19 protein-coding genes are annotated in these 22,176 nt (G+C 41.0%); 9 read left to right on the top strand and 10 right to left on the bottom strand.

Annotated features, from left to right (window positions below; all coding sequences use genetic code 11):
• Positions 1-78 precede the first annotated feature (78 nt).
• Positions 79-984, top strand: coding sequence for a DUF350 domain-containing protein (locus tag ACX5KA_RS02840; protein WP_458730353.1), 906 nt, complete (start codon positions 79-81; stop codon positions 982-984).
• A gap of 100 nt (positions 985-1,084) precedes the next feature.
• On the opposite strand, the gene ACX5KA_RS02835 is transcribed toward ACX5KA_RS02840, so the two are convergent.
• Entirely contained in the window at positions 1,085-1,441 is a 357-nt protein-coding gene (locus ACX5KA_RS02835; RefSeq protein WP_458730352.1) for a GIY-YIG nuclease family protein, read from the bottom strand.
• A gap of 22 nt (positions 1,442-1,463) precedes the next feature.
• On the opposite strand from ACX5KA_RS02835, the gene hldE reads away from it, so the two are divergent.
• Together hldE and ACX5KA_RS02825 are read left to right on the top strand one after the other, a co-directional pair.
• On the top strand, positions 1,464-2,894 hold the full coding sequence (gene hldE / locus ACX5KA_RS02830; RefSeq protein ID WP_458730351.1) for a bifunctional D-glycero-beta-D-manno-heptose-7-phosphate kinase/D-glycero-beta-D-manno-heptose 1-phosphate adenylyltransferase HldE: 1,431 nt from the start codon (positions 1,464-1,466) through the stop codon (positions 2,892-2,894).
• A gap of 156 nt (positions 2,895-3,050) precedes the next feature.
• On the top strand, positions 3,051-4,115 hold the full coding sequence (locus tag ACX5KA_RS02825; protein ID WP_458730350.1) for an XrtA/PEP-CTERM system-associated ATPase: 1,065 nt from the start codon (positions 3,051-3,053) through the stop codon (positions 4,113-4,115).
• Between the two features lie 205 nt (positions 4,116-4,320).
• On the opposite strand, the gene ACX5KA_RS02820 is transcribed toward ACX5KA_RS02825, so the two are convergent.
• From ACX5KA_RS02820 to ACX5KA_RS02805, 4 genes are read right to left on the bottom strand one after another with little or no spacing between them, the layout of a single operon-like run.
• Complete coding sequence (locus ACX5KA_RS02820) at positions 4,321-5,997, bottom strand: porin family protein (protein ID WP_458730349.1); 1,677 nt, start codon at positions 5,995-5,997, stop codon at positions 4,321-4,323.
• On the bottom strand, positions 5,966-6,922 hold the full coding sequence (locus ACX5KA_RS02815; protein WP_458730348.1) for an XrtA-associated tyrosine autokinase: 957 nt from the start codon (positions 6,920-6,922) through the stop codon (positions 5,966-5,968). Before ACX5KA_RS02815 ends, ACX5KA_RS02820 begins: the two co-directional genes overlap by 32 nt.
• The gene (locus ACX5KA_RS02810) at positions 6,922-8,490 is read right to left on the bottom strand and encodes an XrtA system polysaccharide chain length determinant (RefSeq protein WP_458730347.1); all 1,569 of its coding nucleotides are present in this window, start codon (positions 8,488-8,490) and stop codon (positions 6,922-6,924) included. The genes ACX5KA_RS02815 and ACX5KA_RS02810 overlap by 1 nt, the downstream gene beginning before the upstream one ends.
• Before the next feature lie 31 nt (positions 8,491-8,521).
• Positions 8,522-9,154, bottom strand: a complete 633-nt coding sequence (locus tag ACX5KA_RS02805) for an XrtA/PEP-CTERM system exopolysaccharide export protein (protein WP_014977096.1) — start codon at positions 9,152-9,154, stop codon at positions 8,522-8,524.
• 149 nt (positions 9,155-9,303) lie between these two features.
• On the opposite strand from ACX5KA_RS02805, the gene ACX5KA_RS02800 reads away from it, so the two are divergent.
• From ACX5KA_RS02800 to xrtA, 3 genes are read left to right on the top strand one after another with little or no spacing between them, the layout of a single operon-like run.
• Complete coding sequence (locus ACX5KA_RS02800) at positions 9,304-10,716, top strand: TIGR03013 family XrtA/PEP-CTERM system glycosyltransferase (protein WP_014977095.1); 1,413 nt, start codon at positions 9,304-9,306, stop codon at positions 10,714-10,716.
• A 2-nt stretch (positions 10,717-10,718) separates the two neighbouring features.
• A complete protein-coding gene (locus ACX5KA_RS02795) occupies positions 10,719-11,567 on the top strand; it encodes an XrtA system polysaccharide deacetylase (RefSeq protein WP_458730346.1) in 849 nt (282 codons plus the stop codon).
• 22 nt (positions 11,568-11,589) lie between these two features.
• Positions 11,590-13,029 (top strand): exosortase A, encoded by a 1,440-nt coding sequence (gene xrtA / locus ACX5KA_RS02790; RefSeq protein ID WP_014977093.1) that lies wholly within the window; start codon positions 11,590-11,592, stop codon positions 13,027-13,029.
• Here the strand turns inward: xrtA and ACX5KA_RS02785 are convergent.
• From ACX5KA_RS02785 to ACX5KA_RS02770, 4 genes are all read right to left on the bottom strand, one after another.
• Complete coding sequence (locus ACX5KA_RS02785; protein ID WP_014977092.1) at positions 13,016-14,083, bottom strand: right-handed parallel beta-helix repeat-containing protein; 1,068 nt, start codon at positions 14,081-14,083, stop codon at positions 13,016-13,018. The two genes, xrtA and ACX5KA_RS02785, sit on opposite strands and share 14 nt — an antisense overlap.
• A gap of 81 nt (positions 14,084-14,164) precedes the next feature.
• The gene (locus tag ACX5KA_RS02780; protein WP_020743990.1) at positions 14,165-15,481 is read right to left on the bottom strand and encodes an O-antigen ligase family protein; all 1,317 of its coding nucleotides are present in this window, start codon (positions 15,479-15,481) and stop codon (positions 14,165-14,167) included.
• Positions 15,482-15,539: 58 nt separating this feature from the next.
• Positions 15,540-16,463 carry a polysaccharide pyruvyl transferase family protein gene (locus ACX5KA_RS02775; RefSeq protein ID WP_020743989.1) on the bottom strand — a complete coding sequence of 308 codons (924 nt, stop codon included), beginning with the start codon at positions 16,461-16,463 and terminating at the stop codon, positions 15,540-15,542.
• Positions 16,464-17,342, bottom strand: coding sequence for a glycosyltransferase family 2 protein (locus ACX5KA_RS02770; RefSeq protein WP_458730345.1), 879 nt, complete (start codon positions 17,340-17,342; stop codon positions 16,464-16,466).
• A gap of 597 nt (positions 17,343-17,939) precedes the next feature.
• On the opposite strand from ACX5KA_RS02770, the gene ACX5KA_RS02765 reads away from it, so the two are divergent.
• From ACX5KA_RS02765 to ACX5KA_RS02755, 3 genes are all read left to right on the top strand, one after another.
• Positions 17,940-19,064: a DegT/DnrJ/EryC1/StrS family aminotransferase gene (locus ACX5KA_RS02765; RefSeq protein ID WP_020743987.1), complete on the top strand. Its 1,125-nt coding sequence runs from the start codon at positions 17,940-17,942 to the stop codon at positions 19,062-19,064.
• Between the two features lie 298 nt (positions 19,065-19,362).
• Positions 19,363-19,998: a hypothetical protein gene (locus ACX5KA_RS02760; RefSeq protein ID WP_458730344.1), complete on the top strand. Its 636-nt coding sequence runs from the start codon at positions 19,363-19,365 to the stop codon at positions 19,996-19,998.
• A gap of 5 nt (positions 19,999-20,003) precedes the next feature.
• Complete coding sequence (locus tag ACX5KA_RS02755) at positions 20,004-20,687, top strand: sulfotransferase (RefSeq protein WP_014977086.1); 684 nt, start codon at positions 20,004-20,006, stop codon at positions 20,685-20,687.
• A gap of 2 nt (positions 20,688-20,689) precedes the next feature.
• On the opposite strand, the gene ACX5KA_RS02750 is transcribed toward ACX5KA_RS02755, so the two are convergent.
• A complete protein-coding gene (locus ACX5KA_RS02750) occupies positions 20,690-22,168 on the bottom strand; it encodes an oligosaccharide flippase family protein (protein WP_150140638.1) in 1,479 nt (492 codons plus the stop codon).
• Positions 22,169-22,176 lie beyond the last annotated feature (8 nt).

Genomic DNA, 22,176 nt, shown 5'->3' with positions numbered 1-22,176 from the left:
ATTGTTATTACTACGACAACAATGATTACAGAAGGGCAATCAGCAAGGAACTTTGTATGTTCAAGGAGCAAAGATAACGTGGAAGCCTTATTAAAACTAGTACCTCTAACGCAGGAACTATTGATTTACCTTGCCATAGATGTGGCAATAGCGTTAGTGCTACTGATGATTATGAAATGGCTGACTGGCGCATTTAGAAAGTATTCAGTAACTGAAGAACTTGGTGTTAAAGATAACTTTGCATTTGGGATTAGCATTGCTGGAGGCATGTTGTCTCTGTGCATTGTATTAAGTTCAGTCGTTGGCCGGCATATAGGCGTAGGCTACCGAGAAGCAGCCATTGGTATGGTTACCTTTGGCATAGTGGGTATTATTTTAGTGAAATTTGGGCGCTTTGCTCACGACAAGCTAGTGCTTAACAAACTAGACACCCACACAATGATTGCCGAACGAAGCGTAAGTGTGGCGCTCGTTGATGCTGCAAGCTTAGTAGCAAGCGCAATAGTGCTGCGCAATATTATGATATGGGTTGATGGTAGCGACATGAATGCGTTGATTGCCATAGTCACGGGCTTTACCGTAGTTCTGACTATGCTACTAGTGATGACACGAATTTTAGAGTTTAGGTATGCGCGTGATAATCAAAATGACTCATTTCAAGGAGCGCTTGAGAAAGGACAGTTAGCGCTCGCTATCGAGCATAGTGGCAACCTGCTTGGTACTGCTATGATTGTTTCAGCGGCAAAGAACTTACTTATCTACAATCCATCTGGCTATGTGAGTAACGTAACGGGGTGGTTGATTGTGAGTGTGTGCTTGGCTATCGCGCTTCATTTATTGGTTCTAGCGAATAAAAAAATCATTCTTTTTGGTATGAATTTTCGACAAGAAGTGGACCATCAACACAATGTAGGTGTAGCTGCTTTAGGTTTTACGTTAAGCATTGGTAATGCGATGATCATTAATGGAGTTCTAGGTGGCTAATTAAGCAACTTGTGGTTTTTCCACAAACCTGGCTTTCACAATGTTAAATCTTTAGCGCTCTAATTAGATGGAGTTTGGCGACAATTCTGTAGCCAAACTCTTATTCTTCAAACGCTGATTTTATACATGACAATCCATTGAACTGCTTTTTTTGAATGATGCCGTTTTTTTGAGGGCGGCTCATTTGTTTAACTGCATGTTCAAGTTTTGCTGCCTGAGCTTTGTCGGCAACTTCAAATACAGCCCTTAAGATTAACGGAGACTTACCTTTAAGCGCCTTTGCGCCGCCTTTTAGTAGCCCCCTGTGCTGAGCTATTCGACGTTTAGGGTCGGTAGTAATACCCGTATAAATCTGTCCGAGTTTGTTCTCCACCATATAAAGATACCAAGGGGGATTTACGTTTGGTTGGTGGGTATTGCCTGTCTTGGCTGTTATACTCTGTGCCAATGTACTCAATGTCTAAAAAGTTACTCCTAGCATGATATTACCAGATTTTAGTAAAGCAAAAGTGCTTATTGTTGGCGACCTAATGTTAGACCGTTATTGGAGCGGTGGTACGGGGCGTATATCACCTGAGGCACCCGTGCCAGTGGTGAACGTTAATAGTTCAGAAGACCGAGCTGGTGGCGCCGCAAACGTTGCAGTAAACGTAGCAACTCTTGGGGCTGAGGTAACTTTGCTGGGAATGTGCGGTAAAGACGAAAATGCCAACATATTAAAAGAGCGATTGGAAACTCACGACATTCGCTGTGAGTTCTTCGAAGTGGATGGCTTCGATACCATTACAAAGCTTCGAGTAATGAGCAGAAATCAGCAGCTTTTGCGCTTAGATTTTGAAAAGAGTTTTGAGGAGGCAGACAAATCGGCATTGGAATTAGCTTTCGATAGAGCGCTAGACAATGCTGACGTTGTTATTTTAAGCGACTACGCAAAAGGTTGTTTAAGCAACCCACAAGCTCTTATAGAGAAAGCACGAAGCAAGGATAAGCGTGTGGTAGTAGATCCAAAGGGCAGTGATTTTGGTAAATACGCTGGTGCCACATTAGTTACACCTAATATGGATGAGCTTCGCGGTATTGTGGGCGAGATAGGTAGTGAACAAGTGCTGGTAGAAAAAGCGCTGTCATTAAAAGCATCGCTGAATTTAAGTGCTCTTCTTGTTACGCGTTCAGAAGACGGCATGACATTGTTTGACGGCGACAACACCGAATTTCATTTGCCAGCAAAAGCAAAGGAGGTCTATGACGTAACCGGGGCAGGGGATACCGTAGTATCAACTTTAGCGGTTGCTATAGCCTGTAATTTGCCACTTCAAGCAGCTTGCGTGCTCGCTAATTTAGCAGCAAGCGTTGTTGTTGGAAAACTGGGTACCTCAACTGTGACCAATACAGAGCTAGCATTGGCGTTAGGTGAACAGTCGGTGCATTTAGATGGCGGCGTGATGAATGAAGACCAGCTAGAGATAGCGCTTCAAGCTGCCAAAGCCCGAGGAGAGCGGATAGTTATGACCAATGGTTGTTTTGATATTTTGCACTCTGGTCACGTTGCCTATCTTGAAGAAGCGGCACAGCTTGGTGACCGCTTAATCGTTGCAGTTAACACTGATGCGTCTGTAACCAAGCTAAAAGGCCCAGGTCGCCCAGTGAATAACGTTAGCCGACGTATGGCAGTATTAGCAGGGTTAAGCGCAGTCGATTGGGTTGTACCCTTTGAAGAAGATACGCCTCAGCGAGTTATTGCCCGATTACTCCCAGATGTATTGGTAAAAGGCGGTGACTACAAAATTGAAGAGATTGCAGGTGGCACTGAAGTGCAGGCAAATGGTGGTGAGGTAAAAGTACTAACGTTTGAAGATGGCGTATCGACTACTGGCATCATCGAGCGCATTACTGAAAACAAACTGCGATAAGCCTTTAGTGGGAGCTATAAAGATAATACTTCGATAACGGCGCGTTGTTGGTTACCATACAGATTAAAAGAATAGGTAAAACGTAACGCGCTCTTCTTAACCAACTCTAAGCGCTGGTTGTAAATACACATTTCTAATGGAATAACGGTAAATAGCATGTACGAAAGTTACTATGGACTTAACTCGAAACCGTTTCAGTTAACCCCAGACCCAGAATTTTTCTTTGCAAGTAAATGGCACAAGCGCGCCATGTCGTATCTGCAATATGGCCTGTCACAGGCCGAGGGGTTTATTGTTATTACCGGTGGAATTGGAACGGGTAAAACCACTGTTGCAAACAGTCTGCTTGAAGAAATTGAAGACGATATTGCGGCAGCGCAAATAGTTACGCCAAAGCTTTCTCCAGACGAACTGGTGAAAATGGTCGCGTCAAAATTTGATATCCCTACTGAGGGGCGTTCAAAAGCGGACATTCTTAAAGCGCTAGAAATTTTCTTGTACGACTTAAATAAAGCGGGGCGCCGTGCTTTATTACTTGTAGATGAAGCCCAAAATCTGCCGCTTGAGACTATCGAAGAGCTCAGAATGCTGAGCAATTTTCAGCTAAACGGCAAGCCGCTTATCCAAAGCTTTTTACTTGGTCAGGAGGAACTACAGCCTATTCTGCGTGCGCCGAATATGGAGCAGTTTAGGCAGCGTATTGTGGCGTCGTGTCATTTGGCACCACTTTCTTTAGAAGAGTGTAAAGAGTATATCGAATACCGTTTGCATCACGCTGGTTGGAACGGGTCTGCACTATTTAGTGATGAAGCGTTAGAACGCATTCATATGTTCTCCCGCGGCATACCTCGTAAAATTAATACCCTGATGGACAGGGTAATGCTTTATGGCTTTTTAGAAGAACTAGAGAGCTTCGATGCTGATGCGGTAAACGAGGTTATTGAAGAAGTAAAAGCCGAAATGTTCGAGCCAGATAAAACGGGCGCGGAAGTGACTGAACATATGGGCTTTGCCGACCACCCCGAAAGCCAAACGATTATGACGCCGAAAGGTAATGTTATTCGCGACACCAAATATTATTTGGATATGCTGGCTGAATTAGTCGATGCCTTAGATGACGCCATTTCACAAAAAGTGAAAATGACGCAGTACGTAGATAAACTTATGAAGAAGAAGTTTAAGACGTATGTGCGGCTTAAGAGTGATGATAAGAAAGAGTGAGGGGTAGCATAGCTACTAGAGAATATTTGTAACCATACCGACGTAACTGAATCGCTAAAGCCAAGTTTATTCAGCCAAGTCATTTTAAAAACGCCCTAGATAGGGGGGCTGCTGAACTTTCTCTCAGCCAACGCCTTTGAAGAGCTTCCAGCATGTGATTGAGGAGGCTCTAGTAGTGTTAGACGGGTGGTAGCGCTTCAAACAATCAATCGTATGTATAGGTGATGGATGCACTTATACGACGGTCAGTGTAGTTGTTACCAAACTGAGATATGCCCGCATTCAAATCTCCCTCTTGCTTAAGGTATCTAGCATCAATGCTTGCTTTTAACCGGCGACCGAACTCTCTTTCTAAACCAATGGATGCATTCCAGTTGTCGCTTTCGCCTCTAAATACTTCTTCTGCACCCTGACCTGTAATGTTGGCGTAAGTTATACTGCTTGTTAGGTTTGTATAACTACCAATTTTATAGGCTAGGTTGGTACCAAACGAGTAGGTGCGTCTTAGCCTATCTTCATCTAGGTAGTCATCTTCAGAATAACGCCAAGAAAAAGCGAGGGTAACGCGAGAAAAGTCGTAACCCGCCTGGAAGTTAGAGCTTTTTCTTAAGATGATATTATCGTCGAACTCTACGTTTTGAGACGTAAGCTGAACCAGTTGCTCACCTGCATTGGGTCTATAGCTTAAACTGTTAGGTTGGAAGCAATCGGCGATGGATGTTATGGCCGTGGGGCAAACGAATACGCCTAAGTTCTCTGGGTTGGCAAGTAGTCGAGAGGTGTTTGTTACGTCCTCTGAATAGCCAAATGATGTTCGTAAATATTTTGAGTTGTAGCTGATATTTGCTGATGCCGATTCACCATAGAAACGACGTCCGTATGTGGCAGCTATACGAGTGCGGGTGCTTAATGCCCATTGCATGTCCAAGCCGATGAAGGTCTCGTTATCATCTTCCTCTAAGTCAGAATCACTGGTATTAGCCGTGACGGAAATGTAGCGGTTTTCAGCTTGGCGGTAAGTTAAACCTACTCCGTAGGAATTAAACTCTCTAACTAAGCTATTGGTATCGTCTCTGTCAGATATTTGGTTTGCTTCGTGCCTAGCGGTTAAACGAAACGCCCAGTCGCCATAAATTCTAGTGTCTATATACCCATCACCGGTTCGAGACTCAAAATCACCACTGTTTGCTTGCCCCCGCTCGGTATTTTGATAAGTACCGGTCACTGACCAGATAAAATACTTAGCTTCATCGCCATTAATTAAATTACCAGCCAGTTGATAGCTGTCATTGTCTAGAGCGTTATTGTTAGTTAAAGAGCGTTCAGATGCGGTATCTGAATACGACGCTGTGCCTTGACCTCTTATCCAGTCGCCTTGGTCAAGCGTAAGCGTTGATGAGAGTCTGTTTGAGCGTGTTTTTGCTAAGCTGTCAGAATTTGCAATGAAATCTGTGACTAGAAAATTTGAAGCATTAGTGTTTTGATAACTTAATGCCCCAGCGGCTTGAAAAGATAATAAATTTTCAAGAGGTTCCCACTGAGCAGAATAGCTGTACTCTGCGTAATCTTGTCGCTGGCTAGCATCGTTGTTATCGCGCTCAAGATGGGTATAGGTACCAGACCACAACCCTTGAAATGTTCTTGTTTGATAAGTTGCGTTTACTCTTGGCGCCACAGTCACTGTTGTTAGTGAACGGTTGCCATTTTCCTTAGTATCGACACTTTGATAGATTGTTTCAGCTGTTGCAATAGCATTAACATTAAGCTTTGCAAAAGCCGGTAGACTGGTTGCAACGGCTGCGGCAACAATTGTCGGCTTTATTATTCTACTTTTACGCATTGTATCGCGCCTATTCGCTGCGCTCTGAGTAATAATACCCATAATATCCGCTTCCATCGGTGTCGTTATGTACAGACTTGTTCACTACAAATCCTATGGCCATTTCTGGGTTCAATCGCTCCACAGACATTTTAATATCGCCTATTTTTGCTTTGCCCTCTTCAACGACAACAACCGCTTGTCCTGCAAAATTAGCGAGAATAGCACTCTCGTTTATACCAATGAGAGGAGGCGTATCAAAAATAACTATTCGATCTGGGTATCTGTTAGCAAATTCATTCACAGTGTCATGCATTTTTTGACTTGCTAGCAATTCGGTAGATAAATGGTGCGACTTTCCTGCAGGAATAATTTTCAGCTTATCGATGTTGGTTGGGTACAGCACATCTGAAATATCGTCAACGTCCCCGGTCAAGTATTCCATCAGCCCTTTACGACGCTCTAACCCTAAAGTATTTAATACGTTAGGCTTAAGTACATCAGCATCCACTAGCAGTACTGTTTTATCCTGCTCTGATGCGATACTCATTGCCAGGTTGGTTGCAGTGAATGTCTTCCCTTCAGAAGGGCGACTACTGGTAACCATAATAATGTTCGGGTTGTGAAGGGTTTTCGCTAATGAACCAAAAGCATTTGCTAAAAGCTTACGCTTTATTTCGCGGTACTCTTCGTTAATTTGCTTTCTTTCACCGTTTAGTGAGATATGCCCATTCTTATCAAGGCGTGCGAAATCGATAACAAATTCGTCGACTGGAGATTTCTTATTAGTAAATTCCCTCTCTTCAGCAACAACTGTTTCAGCCGGCGGCGCAAGTTCAGCAGGCGCAGGTTTATCAATCGTGACCTTAGAGTCTTCAGATAAATTCGACTGTGCAGTGTCTTCCAGTTTTTCTTCAATTATTTCACTTTGCTTTGCTGCTTTCGCTTCTTTTTGTTTTTGAAGAGCTTTCTCAATAGTATTTTTCATTAAAGAAGCCCTCCAAATAAGTCTATGTTCATAATTTCAGCCGCAACTAATGCGCCATACATTGCCAAAATAGTGCCGCTCGAGAGTAAAAACACGATAAGTCGAGTTCTGTTAGTTTTGTTAATTTGCTCAATGTTTAAATGAGTAACTGTGCCCCAGATTGGATAATCTGACACATTGAGCAACTGCTTAGGTCGTATTAAAATTGGATTAAGTTGGCTAATTAGAAATGCGACGGCAATTCCAGAGCCAAACCCTATCACTAGCACCGCGGTATAAAAAATAAGGCGATTAGGGCCTGATGGGCGTTTAGGTAACAACGGAGGCTCTATTATTCTAAATTGAAGGTCTTCTGCTGATACATCTGCTCTTCTTGAAAGATCAGCTGACTCTCTACGAGAGAGCAACTCTTCGTATTTTTGCTTTGTAACACCATACTCTCGGTTGAGCGAAGATGATTCTGCTTCAATTTGAGGAATTAAGTCTACTTTGCTTTCTAGTTCAGAGATCTTACGTAGTAAATCGGTTTCTTTTACCTGAAGTGAAGCAATTTGACTCTCTAGGCGACTAGCTTCGAGTTTTATCTCTCGATTTAATTCAGAAAGTGGTTGATTTTGCCCGTCGCCATCAGCACTTAGAAACGCTTTAATTTCTTGGTCACGAGACTTTTCTAAGCTATCTAAGAGCGCTTTTGTTTCAATAACGTCGGGGTGTAAATCTGTAAAGCGAAGGCTTAATCGGTCGAGCTCTTCTTCTAGCGCTTTGATGCGCTCGTCATAACGGGTTCGGAGCACCGGTGCATCTTGGTTGGTTACTCCAAAACTATCATTTTGCTTTGCACTACTAATTTGCTTTTTAAGTGTTTCTGCTTGTTGTTGGGTTTGTCTTATTTGTAAGCGGGTAGCTTCAAGCTCGTCATTCAAGTTCTGTAAGCTGGAATAGTAAGAGCCTGCAAGTGGTAAAATGTCATTATACTGACGTTTAAAATTGGCTAACCTTTGCTCCGCTTCACTAAGGCGAGATTCATACTCGGCGATCTGCTCATCTAAAAAGCGTCCCGCGGTATCTGTATCTTTTCTGTTGTTTCCAAGCGCACCTTCTACAAACAGATCTAAAGTTTCCTGAACTACTCTTTGCGCCACAGCAGGAGCTTCATTCGAAAATGAAATGTTGTAGATGTTATCTCTTCCAGTTGAAGATAATTTGATGTCCTTTGTTAATGAAGTTACAAGAGATTCAAATTCGTTTTCTGTAGTAGTAGTAATGTCTAGGTCGCTTTCTCTGGCAATTTTCTCAACATTACTTCTACTGAGTAATGTTTTAGCCATCATCTGAATTTCTTGGTCGGGATTTGTTTGAATCGCTAACCCGCGAAGTAATGGCTGTAAAACCGAGCGAGTATCTACGAACACTTGGGCTTTTGAAGAGTAGACATCGGGAAGGCTGGCAACATATAGAAAGCCAATAGGGCAGATAAGCCATGAAAAAATAATCACGTAACGCTTTTTAATCCAAACCCCTTTAATGTAATCAAGAATTTGGATTAGCGTTTGTTGTAAGTCCTGCATTTTATTATTTGTTCCGTTTACTGCTTTACAACTAGAACCAAGCTTCTGGAATAATTACAATATCACCAGGTAGCATATCGACATTTTTTGAGATATCACCATCTCTAATCAAATCGTCAATGTTTATTTCGAACGTTTTTTGTTTTCCGGCGATTACTCGAACCAGTTTCGCGTTATTGCCGTCTGCAAATTCCGTTAAGCCACCTACGGCTATCATTAAATCCAGTAACGTCATGTGCTCGGAGTAACTTACCGCACTCGGATTTGTGGCTTCACCAATCACGCGAACCTGTTCACTCAAAGGGCCAGTGAAATTGTTCACACTTACCGTCACTCTCGGGTTGTTTATGTAGGTAGAAAGCTGTTCTTCTATTTCCCTGGCAAGCATTGTTGGCGTTCTACCAGCTACATCAATATCTTCCACTAGAGAAGTGGTCACTTTTCCGTCCGGTCGAACAATAAAATTGCCAGAAACCTCTGGATTTCTCCATACAAAAATAGTTAGGGAATCACCTGGGCCAATTAGATATTGGTAATCGTTAACATTGGTAGTTAGTGAAGGTCGGGTAGTTGCTTCGGGCAGAGTGCCAGTGTTACTGCAACCATTAAGACCGATAAGTAAAAGTGGAGCACAGCACGTTATTAGTTTTTTAAAGCGGAACATAAGAGATCATCCTACACTCATTATGGTTAATTTATGGCTTTTGCCGTTTACCCTACGGTAAATGTCACTATAATGCCAATAACAATTGTAGTCTATTGGAATAAATCCCTTTATGATGGGAAAAACGCCGCAGTTTTAGGGGGCCAGGGGTGGCAGTAAACAAGCGCAATCAAAATAAACGCTCAAATATACTAGTAATAACAGAAGCGTTGCTCATTGCTTACATGGGCTATATTTCTCATTTTATCCTTACGCAAATTGGAATGTCGCCGAATGTGGCGGTGGAAAAACTGATTATCAACGTAGGAATGCTTACAGTTTCAATATTGTTATGTTCGTTATCCGTTGGGTTGTATGAAGCGAAGTTAAGAGAAACTTTCCGAGGTATTATCCGTCGCATATTCGTAAGCGTGGGACTGAGTTATTTTTTAGTCGAAGTGCTAAGTCGAGCATTTTTTGATGACTTGGTCATGGATTCTTATTTCCTGCCGGCATCAGTTTGTTCAATTATTATAACCTTAGTTGTTTTCAGGTATTTCACAAACCGTCTCGGCTTGTTAGGCCTAGGGAAAGTGCGCATATTAGTCCTTGGGGCAGGGGAGAGAGCTTCAATTATTGAAAAGCGTATGCGCAGAGATGTGGATAGAATTGGGTTTGAGCTTGTAGGGTTCATCCCAATTCCAGGAGACAATCGCGAAGACGGAATTCGAAAAGAGAAGATTATTCATCTTAAGGTAGACGAGAGTTTTCAGCAGTTCATTGCAGACAATGAAATAGAAGAAATAGTCATTGCTTGCGACCAACGTCGTGGAACGCTTCCTGTAGAAGTGCTTTTTGACTGCAGGCTGAGAGGGATTGAAGTTACCGAGCTCTTAGATTTCATGGAGCGAGAAACAGGGCAAATAGTGGTAAACCTGATGTACCCGAGTTGGGTCATTTATTCCAATGGATTCCAGAGCCAGAATTATTTGCGAGACGCGCTAGATTACACCCTCAACGCGTTCCTAGCGTTCATCATATTCCTCTTTGTTTGGCCAATTATGCTGATTACCGCGTTCATTATTTATTGCGATGATGGCAGACGTACAGGTGTGTCCGTTTTCTATAAACAAGAGCGAGTGGGGTTAAACGGAAAGCTATTCAAAATAATTAAATTCAGAAGTATGCGACCTGATGCAGAAAAAGATGGCGCTAAATGGGCAAGCAAGAATGATGATCGCGTTACTCGTATTGGCCACTTTATTAGAAAGTACCGCGTAGACGAATTACCACAGCTTTTAAATGTGTTTAAAGGTGAAATGGCATTTATCGGACCTCGTCCAGAGAGACCTCAGTTTGTAGAGCAGCTTGTACGCGAAGTGCCCTATTACAATCAGCGTCATAACGTTAAACCAGGTTTAGCTGGCTGGGCACAGCTCAATTACCCTTATGGCGCCAGCGTAGAAGACTCTATGGAAAAGCTTAAGTTCGATCTTTATTACGTAAAACACCAAAGTTTGTTGTTAGATATTTTGATACTTATCCGTACGGTTGAAATTGTACTGTTTGGCAAAGGGCGATAATCATGAAGCTAGATAATCGACTCAATGCCATGACAGTAGATGTGGAAGACTACTTTCAAGTTTCTGCTTTTGAAGGCGTAGTAAACAAAAGTGATTGGGATTCGATCGGCTTGAGAGTGGGAGATAATACCCATCGCCTTCTAGATTTGTTTGCTCAAAATAACGTCAAATCGACATTTTTTACGTTAGGCTGGGTGGCGCAGCGCTGTCCGGACGTAATTAAACGGATAGTAAGTGAAGGTCATGAGCTTGCGAGCCACGGACTAGCGCATCAACGCGCTACAACGATGACCAAGCAAGAGCTTTTCGATGATATTAAGCAAAGCAAAGAGATTCTTGAAGATATAGGCGGTGTGGCGTTAAAAGGCTATAGAGCTCCGAGTTTTTCAATTAACGATTCGAATATATGGGTTTACGATATCCTAAAGGAGCTCGGCTTTGTTTATTCTTCTAGTACTTATCCAATCAACCACGATCTCTATGGTGTACCAGATTGGCCGCGCTTCAAATACAAACGTGAGAATGGTCTGATAGAGATTCCAATACCAACAGTTCGCAAGAAAGGAACAAATGTTGGAATTGGTGGTGGAGGTTATTTTCGTCTTTATCCTTATTGGTTATCTAAACGCCGTATTACTGAGTTCATGCAATCTGAAAGTGCGCCATATAGTTTCTATTTTCATCCATGGGAGATAGACCCAGATCAACCGAAGTTTTCATCGGCTCCATGGAAATCTAAGGTTCGCCACTACATTAACCTGTCAAGCATGGAAGATAAAGTCGTGCAATTACTGAAAGATTATCGTTGGACCACCATGGCTCAAACATACGATATTCAGGCCTCTGATTAGTTTAGAGGAAAGGACGAAGTAAATGAATATACCGCTATTTTTAGGTTATCGAACAATCTTGGCACAGTTTGCAGCGCTAATTGTGTTGTGGATTATTTTTACATTTAAAGGGCTAAGTACAGCGGTAGATATTTGGTGGAATAACGAAATATTCAACCACGGCTTTTTAATTATCCCAGTATCCTTTTACTTAATCTGGGTAAATCGCGCAAATCTGCGCAATTTAACCATTACTCCTTCCCTTTTTCCTGCAGTTGTCATTTTGGGTTTAATACTTTTATACATAGTGGGGCTAGCAGGGGATATCAGGTTATTTTTACATGTTGCTACCTTTGCTATGTTACCCGTAATAATTTGGGGATTGGTAGGACACCATATCGCCAAGCGTTTACTTTTCCCGCTGTGTTTTATTTTGTTTAGTATTCCAGTAGGTGAACAACTTATTCCGTATTTGCAGCAAATCACTGCAGACGGTTCGGTGTTTTTATTGAAGTTAACAAATATACCTAACTACAGAACTGGGTTATATATTGAAATTCCTCAGGGACGATTTTTGGTAGCGGAAGCCTGCTCAGGCGTAAGTTTTTTTATTGCCAGTATTGTGATGGGAAGCGCCTATGCGTATCTGAATTTTCAGAGCGGCTACAAGCGCGGCACGTTTTTTTTATTTTCCATGGTACTGCCTATAGCAGCTAATATTATTCGCGTGTTCGGTATTATCACTATCGCCTACTACACTGATATGGAATATGCGGCGGGTGCAGACCATCTAATTTATGGTTGGTTTTTCTTTGCCTTTGTGCTTATTTTGCTATTGGGCACGGGGGAGTTGTTTAGAGAGAAAAAAACAGGTCGTACACCTCCCAAACAGGTTCACTTACCTGTGGAGAAAAGGTATTTCCCTAGCATAGTAATGTCGTCATTGCTCCTACTAGGTTTTTTATGGGGCAGTTTACTTACGCAGTCATCTCCGTTAGTGGCACCACCGAGTTTACATATCGCATCGATACAAAACGCTAACTGTGCATCGTTTATATGGGCTCCCGAAATGCTTAACCCTGATCAAGAAAAGCAATTTTCGTTACAAGGCACCAATTGTAAAACAAGCGTATATACTGCGTGGTTTAGCGAAAATGGAAACGAGTTGATTAGTGATTCAAATCGTCTCTTCAATAAAGGGCGTTTTTCCGTTGAAACTTTTGATAGTGTTAAAGTAAACGAGCATACGTTCCCTACGATATATCTGACAACACCCAATGATGAGAAAGTGTTGGTTACCCATTGGTATGTAATAAATGACACGCTATTTACCAGTGCGGCAAGAGCAAAGTTCTATCAAATAGCGCTTAAAATGGCACGTGAAAAAAGTACTGGGAGAATTTGGGTGATAGGAACACGTCAGTCTGACTTGAGGCCATCTTTAACAAGGTTATTTGACGCTGGCGTAATCAAAGCTGATTGAAGTAGTGCTTGAATTGCAACCAGAGTCGGTCTCCGGTAGTAGCTTGTTTATTATTACTTAACAGCGCTGCTCCGTTATCGCGAGACACTATTGCGCGGTTGGTAACGTTATTCATGATAATATTATTTTGAGTGTTAGGAAACCTATACTCTATGGCATTCGGATAAGAGGTTGTCATATAAATAATATTATCTATCACCAGAGTATCTGACACGCTTTCAAGAGAGATGCCCACATCAGCGAAAAGATGCTCCTTGTTAGTGTGCACGATACGGTTGTTAATGACCTCATTTTCACCAATTACATCGCCATTGTTACCCATACCAAGTCCGATCCCGCGATCCGAATTTATGATAGTATTATCTGTGATTCTCACATTGCCTGATTTATTCCAAAAATGAATGGCATACTCTGCAACACGCTCCGCCGGGCTTGCTATATTAATAAATGTATTATCTGCTACTGTCCACCCCCGCGCCCGATGCGCATCGATTCCTCCAATATAATAACTAGGCCCAACCCCCGCGGTATACTCGAATCGATTATTTTTAATAATGCCAAAGTCGGCGAAGTGCTCATTTGCAGCCGATACCTTTAGGAGTTGTTGATAGCTATCTTGCAAAATACAGTTGGTTAGTGTGAAAAAGTCAGCGTCGCGTTCAGCTCTAACCTGTATTAGATGATTGGCCACATTTTTTAATGTCATTCCAGAGACAGTTACATTGCTAGCGCTTATGTCAAAAATAACCTCCACGTAGGGGGCGTTTTGCATCCCTGAGCCGCTTAAAAATACTTTTTCTGGATCATTTGCTTGAGAGCGTAATGTAGTGTTGGCATGAGTGATACGAATATTAGTGGCATTCTCATAATCGCCATCTGCTAGTATGACTTCTACGGGCAGTGAGGTAGGCAGAAGGTTGATTTGATGAACGGCTTCTTTAAGTTCTTTGACTGAACTCACACGGTAAGTGGTTACTGAGCCTTCGCAGAAAAACGTAACCGCTAAACAAGTCAGTAGCAGAAACACTTTAAACGTATCTATTGAGTTAATCATAAACCTATCCAAAGTGGAACATCACAACGGTAATGAAGGATAAACGAAAAAAGCACTACAACAAACAGTACAGTTACGGTTTTAAACAGTCTTGTTAGATACCTCTGCGGTGTCTTTTCTAATCACATATACATTGTAGGCGCAACATACGAAGATCAATAACATGTAAAGTGCAACTGCTCTAAATCTGTCTAAGAATGTCGCGGCAGCTAAGTAACTAACACAGGCCGCCTGAAGAGCATTTCCTACAAAATAAATATTAACATCCTGATCTATCAGCGCTTGTTTTTTTATATTACGGGTAAGTATGTAGGCAGAAATAAGCATCATGACAAAAAAGAAACTACCGATATAGCCAACTTCAGCCAGTGATTGAAACCAAATAGAGTGCACGGCTCTATTTCGCGTTTCTCCTGTTGCGATAGACTCAGGAATGTATTGAGGGGATAATAGGTTAAACGAATAAGTGCCCGCACCTAGTGGATAGTCTTGAGCCATATCAGCGGCGGCTAACCAAAAGAAAACCCGGGTAGAACCTGATTCTTGCTCTTCTGTGAGAGTGGTGGTGGATTTTATTGATAAAAAGCGGTTAATAGCTTGTTCATCTAGTACGCTAACTAGCCCTATCAAACCAAAAAGGATTAAGCCAGTTACCTTGGTTTTTTTATATTTCATTGAAACTTTCGGTGCCATCACCCCGATAAGATAAAAACAAGATCCTGCTACAACACCAACAAAGGAACCTCGACTATTCATTAGCACTAAAGCATTAACGATAAGTCCCCCAGCCACTAATATAAGTATTCGTTGCTTGTTGTTCTTAGCATGCCAAAAGTAGTGCAAGCAAAAGATAGCACCAACCGCGAGTACCGCTGCCATATCATTTACATCTGGCGAGTCCACCGTACCTACGCCTTCCACCCTACCCATACCATTTCGACCTGTTTCCATAACGTAAAAGCCGATGTAGGCGCAACCAGCCGTAAATGCGAGTAGGTACTTATCGAGGTCACATGGGGATTTACACAGCTTGAATGCCGCTAAAAAAACTACACTTACTTTTATAAAATTTTCTAAAGCATAACTATGAGCCCCAGGTAAAACCGCCCAAAATTGCACGACTGCAAAGTAAGCAAGGACAGCGAGAAACCATTTTAAAGGTGTTAGTTGAAAAATTGATGTAGGTGTTCGATTCTTAGGAATTAGTGCGCAAATTATTATCACCAACGAGAAAAAAAATGAATAACCGATAGATGGAATTGAACTCGACCACCATCGCTGCTCGTGATACATAAAATAGATTACAATGTAGCCAACAAAGAGAAATGCAGGGGTGTGAAAAATTCCCCGAAATAAACAATACAGTTGCGTGAGAAAAAATGTCGCTATGGTTAACATTGCTGTTTGTACCTACTACCTAGATAACCTTAATCAAAACGCTACCTACCGGTGTTAGTTAGCCTTTGCTCGCATTAAACTCGTCGATGCGAGCCCTAAGGTGCACCAATTTTTCTTGAACTATAGCATAGTCTGATAGTTGATATTTCTCTCTGGCAGCAATTTGTTTAAGTTCATCAAGGGTTCTTTCCATATCTTTATTATTTGAACGTGCAACTGGTGGTAACGTCCAATTGTTGTTATATAGTTTTGTTTTCTGAGCCGTACGCTTGATAATATTCTTGACCCTTGACATAAATGGCAGTCCTTCATCACCTTTAAATACAGGGGAGACGCTATTTATGTGAAGGGGAATTGATAGACTCTCAGACCAATCATGCCACTTATCAGTATTGATATGACTGTGCGCAGCGAAACCTGCCCAAGGAACGCGATAGGCATCTGCTAAAATAGCACCGTGCATGGCTTCGGTTATTACAGTGCTACAGGATGTTAAGGCGCCGATAAATTTTGAAGGTTCCCATCTAGGGTCAATTAAGCGAAACTGGCCTCGCTTTGCTATTTCTTCCCATCTACCAATTTGCATACTATCGACATGGGGAATCAAGCCTACTCTGTTAGGCTCTGGGGTAGCATTTTTAGGTATTAAATCCGGCGTTAAATATGCCCCATCTATCAACGGTATATTACTCTCGTTTTCTTGTAAAAAGGGACGTAGTTTAGCCAGTGTCATAGGGCCTCTTAAGCCAATAGCGCTAACACGTGTATCGTTGAAATTGGGTGGTTTTTGATACCCATATCCAGTAGTAAAGAAAATAAACTCTCTGCTTAATGGAAGACGGTTATTTATTAAGGTTCCTATTCCTACAAGAGTATAAGAGGCTTTGCTACACTTATCGAAATCAAAGAAGTGACGTAGAATAAGTGCATTTAAATCGTCACCCACATTACCTCTGCTATCCTTAAAATAATAAACAGGCATTTATTTTTTTACCCTTAATAGTAGAAGCGATACAAGACGCTTATATAAACTTATTTTTAGTGGTTGGAAGTAAAGGCTTCTCAAAGCGCAGATTATGGCGTAGTTATAATCTTTTCCGTCTTCGGCAATATAAGAACAAATTAGATTAGATTTACTTAACGCTTTTCTTTTTAGCATAAATTGGCGTAGATACTCTCCCTTAATCTTTGTGACTGCATAATTAATAAGTTGACGGTGGTAAGGATAAACCTCTCGCGCATTTCTTGACGCTGAGCCTGGTGTTACTCGGTACTTTACAAGGGGGGCGGATATATACGAGATGGGGAAGTCAGCTGCAATATCCAACCATAACTTCCAGTCTTCTAGGGCGCGCATATTCTCATCAAACCCGCCGCTTTTTAAAAGCACATCACGCTGAACTAATATTGTAGAGGTTCCTAAAAAATTCTCTGTCAATAAGGCGTCAAATATCTTGCCCCCTTTTAACGAAGACAAGTCACTTCTTTTTGTATTGCCAGACTGGTTGAAGCCAAAATAATAGGAGTTTGTATGAGACCATTTACAGCCTTTCAACTCTTCAAATTGAAGGTGCAATTTTTCGGGTAGCCAAATGTCATCAGCATCTACAAAAGCGACCCATTTCCCTGTAGCACTTTGTATACCTACATTTCGTGCTTTTGATACGCCCATATTGACTTGTTTAATAAGCGTAACCATAGGGAAGTGTTCTGACACAAATTGAGCGGAATTGTCGGTTGAGCCGTCATCGACGACAATAATTTCATGGACTGGATAAGTCTGATTGATCACCGACTGAATAGCATCGCCAATGGTAGATTGACTATTAAAGCAAGGTATAATTACGCTTACTGACTCCATAATTTTAAATTCACTTCTTCACTGTGATGAGGTGTAGCGATGAATCAGTCTACTTAGTCTCAGATATAACGGTCAAGCAAAATTGGCATCGCTTTTTAGGTAAAAAATGTCTAGAAGCGATTAAATAGGCGTTTTACTCGGATTCAACGAAACGCAAACAGCGTATTGACTTGAGTCAGTGAAACATTTAATTTGACCATCCAATAGCGGCGCTTTTGTTAAAAAATTAAGACGCTATCTCAATATTTTTACCTATTTTTAAAACTATAGCCTATCTTAACATAAGTATAGGTATTTCCGATGACGGCGCGTTACGCAAAGTCGAAGTATGGCTAGCTCTTATCACACCTCTTCAGATAACTCATTGGTTACGTTTAATAGGCCGACACTATATTAAACGTAAACCGAATGCTATTGTATAAAAATGCGCAATCTGACAGTGATAATTTAACCTCGTAATTCGCTACCTAAATCACCAAAACTATTAGGGAAAAGCGTATTAAAAAATAAACGTGAGTTGCGATATATCCAATTTTATTGGCGAAGTTACCACCAGCAATCTATTTGATTGTTTAGGAATTAAAAAGAGTAGATGTTATGAAGAAATTCAGCAAACCAATACAAGTAACTAGGCCGCTATTTCCAAGATTAAAGGACTACGTTGGTAACCTTGAAGATGTGTGGGAGAGTCAATGGTTATCAAATGGAGGCAAGCAGCACCAGCTTTTAGAAAAAGAATTACAAGCGCATATGCGGGCCCCAAATATATCACTATTTAATAATGGAACTATCGCGCTACTTACCGCTATACAAAGTTTGAGATTGCAAGGTGAAGTGATAACTACACCATTCTCGTTCCCAGCCACAACCCATGCTCTCCAGTGGAATAATATTACTCCTGTATTTTGTGATTTAGATGAGCATAGGTTAACGATAGATCCGATGAAAATTGAGTCTTTAATTACATCAAAGACGTCTGCAATATTAGGGGTTCATGTCTATGGCGTACCTTGCCATGTTAAAGAAATCCAACAAATTGCCGATCGTCATGGTCTAAGGGTGATTTATGATGCAGCTCACGCATTTGGCACCCAGATAGGCGGCCATCCTATCGCTTCATTCGGTGATATATCTATGTTTAGCTTTCATCCTACCAAGTTATTTCATACCGGAGAGGGGGGCGCACTAGTTTACAATGACGGCAATTTAAAGCAACGGATAGAATATTTAAAAAACTTCGGTATTAAGAATGAAGAAGAGGTTATTTTACCTGGTATAAATGGGAAAATGAGTGAAGTGCAGGCGTCCTTGGGACGAACCGTTTTACCACTTGTGGAAGAAGAAAGAGCGAAAAGAGCACAGTTAAGAGCCGTCTACAAAGAAATATTTAGCCCTAATGAAAATATTGTCGTGATTGATCCTGGCGATAACGTAGTAAATAGTGAACAGTATTTTTGCATTAGAATTAAAGCAAAAGACAATGGCATAAATCGTGATTATGTATACGAACAACTAAAAACACTCAACATTTTTAGTAGAAAATATTTCTACCCGCTGATAAGTAGCTACCCTTGCTATAAGAATTTAAAAAGCGCTGAATCATCTAACTTACCGGTGGCAGAGCAAGCGGCTAAAGAAGTCCTCTGTTTACCTTTTTACGGTTCGTTGGGTGTTGATGTTGTTTCGTTCATCGCCAGTGAAGTTGTGAAAATTGTCAATTAATTTAGAGGCTCAATAATTGAAAAAGATATACATCTATGCCCCAGATTTTGACGAAAATAGTGGTGGCGCAGTGGTCCTTCACCGGCTATGCCATCTTATTAACCAAACAGATACACACCGGGCTTTTTTAACGCCAAGAAAATTCGAGCGATTTGAGTTCTATAGTTTAAAAGCGTTTATAGTTAGTTGTAAAAGTCTTCTAAGTAACATCGTAAAACGAAGGCTGGTTAAGCTTAAATGTAACACTGATTGGGATACGCCTGTTGATTACCGTGCTTCTATCGATGACGATTCAATCGTGGTTTACTCAGAAATGGCGTTTGGAAATCCGCTAAGAGCAAAGCATGTGGTTCGATGGTTTTTGCATCAACCGGGGCACATCTTAAATGCATTTCACTTTGGCAGAGGCGAATTATACTTTCGTTATGCATCAAATATAAAACCATTTGAATACTGCTATTCAACAATGTCTGAAAATGAATTGCGTATCGTATATTACCCCCTCGATAAATATAACGACGAAAATTTACCGCCTAAAAAGGGAACGTGTCATTTGGTTAGAAAGGGCGGGTTTAAAGAGAAAGTACATCCAGCAGATTCAATCCAAGTTGATGGGTTATCCCACAATGAAATATCAAAAATATTTAGGCGAAGTGAACGCTTTATTTCTTATGATGATTACACGGCATATTCAACGTTTGCTGCGCTTTGCGGTTGTGAGTCTATCGTGGTTCCTGCAAAAAATGTGTCAAAGCTGGCCTGGTACCCTCGTGAAGAGCAACATTACGGTATAGCTTTTGGTTTTAATGAAGAAGAGCTTGCATGGGCTAGGGGCACAGTATCAGACTTGAAAAACAAATTGAGACAAGAGGATGAACAGTCTTTTAATAACGTTAAGTTATTTTTAGATGAAGTAGATCGCTTTTTTAAATAACCAAAGTGGAGGTTGCTATTATTTTTACTAATATTGCTAAGTGGATTCTTAAAAAGGTTAAGAGGTTAATTGTTCGCTTTAGAAACAAGCAAAAAGTCTTCGTTATAGGATTTAATAAAACGGGAACAACATCGATTCAAGCTGCGCTTGGAGAATTGGGTTATATCCTTGGTGATCAAGCTTCGGCTGAGCGCCTATTAAAAGATGTGATGCAAAATAACTACAAGCCACTGTTGGATTATTGTTGTGAAGGTGAGGCTTTTCAGGACGTACCTTTTTCTATTCCCGGTGTTTACAAAGTGCTAGATTCTAACTTTAAAGGTAGCAAATTTATTCTGTCAGTTAGAAATGATTCTGACCAATGGTTTCTTTCATTGCTTAACTTCCACAAAAAAGTGTGGACAAATGGCGAAGCATTAAATGAAGAAAACATTAATAAAGCAAAAGCAGTATATAAAAACTATGGCTCTGACTTTAATAAATGTGTATTTGGTGAGGTAAGTTATGAACCTCAAAAGTACAAAAAAGTATATGAAGAACACATTGAAGCAGCTAAAGCGCATTTTAAGAATAGAGCCGACGATTTTTTGGTGCTAAACACCGCAGACGAAACAGCCTATAAAAAAATGACAGATTTTCTCGGCAAGAAGCCAAAGCGAGATTCATTTGAATGGAAAAATAAGACGTAATTTCAATCGTGAGAAACCTTCTCCTTTTTTATTAGTTGTTGAAAAAGAGAGATTAGATATAGAACTCTTTGTTGAACCGAAGGAATCTTCCAAAGGGCTACGAGTACGAGGAGTAAAAGCGCTATATAGATAACAACGTAGAGTATGCCCGAGCCGAAAAATTCTAAGACAATATTTAAGGAAACCGCGTCAATAAGCTCGCGTGTAATTATCCCTGCAATAAATGCACACAAAGAAATTATTGAAGAGGACACAATAAAAAACAGCCCAGACGTTTTAAGTAGGTAGTATGCGTATCCAAGCAGTACCAGGCAGCTTAAATAAGCAATAGCCACCCGTGCTTTTGCAAAATCAACAATAGAAGAATATTCAACACCCAATAACGCCAATAAAAGTACAGCCAACGTAATGGTACTGAATACAAAACTCACTTTTGTCAGACCCTTAGATAAAAGCAGCCTCACAACGACTTCAGATATTGAGAATGTTACAATGATTAGAGAAAGCGTACCCAATAGAGGCGAAAACCCCCACCATTTCTCATCGAATGCCAGCCGGATCAAGATGTCATGAAAAAAGTAAATATACCCGACTATTACCGATGACATAAGCATGATTATAACGAGGCAGTTTGTAAACTGATAAGCAAGCCTTTCGGGCTCGTTTTTAAGTCTAGAAAAGGCTGGCAGCAAGGGGTTAACGATTGGCCTTATTATCTCATTCGCAGGTAGCGTTGATATATTTTTCATCAAATTAAACCCACCGAGAATATCAATACCAAATAGTCGCGTTGTTAGGAAAGAATCCGCTTCAGAGCGTGAAAAACCGATAATACCCTGGCCTAATACCCATTTGGAAAATTTCCATTGAGCATTAATATTTTGAAAACAAAGGCGCACTGACCATGGGGCGACAAGATATGAGATGAAAAATTTAAGGGCATATGAGGCAATCATACCTATGACCATTGCCCAGTAGCTTTCTAATAATATAGCTAAAGGAATAGTGACACAGATACTGACGAGTTTTTCTATTATTGAAAGTTTGGTTATGGGTTTGTAATTTAAGTTTCGGCTTTGGACAATAAGACCGGGGCTAATTAATGCTCCTAACGGAATAACAAGAGAAATACAATAAAGAACAGGCTCTATCAATTCATTCTCGGAGTAAGCAGAAATAAGCGGAATAGCCAAGATAAAGCAAACAAAACAAGCAGCTTTAAAGATGAGGTTTAGCGTCCAAGCAGTATTGACGTCTTCAGAGGTTATCGTGTCTTTTTGCGCTATATATTGTGGGGTTCCTGTTTCGCCGATAACATCAAAAAAAAACGCTGTAATCGTTGCCATTGCAACTATGCCGAAATCTTCGGGGGTCAGAAAACGGGCTAAGACCAACATACTTATTATGCCCAGCGACTTTTGGATTACTTTGCCAAATAATAGAAGCAAGGATCCGTTAATGGTTTTCTTACCTAATGACAACTACCGCT

It is taken from the genome of Alteromonas alvinellae (assembly GCF_902705805.1).
The sequence above is the reverse complement of the archived record's forward strand: the minus strand, read 5'-3'. Positions and strand labels throughout refer to the sequence as shown.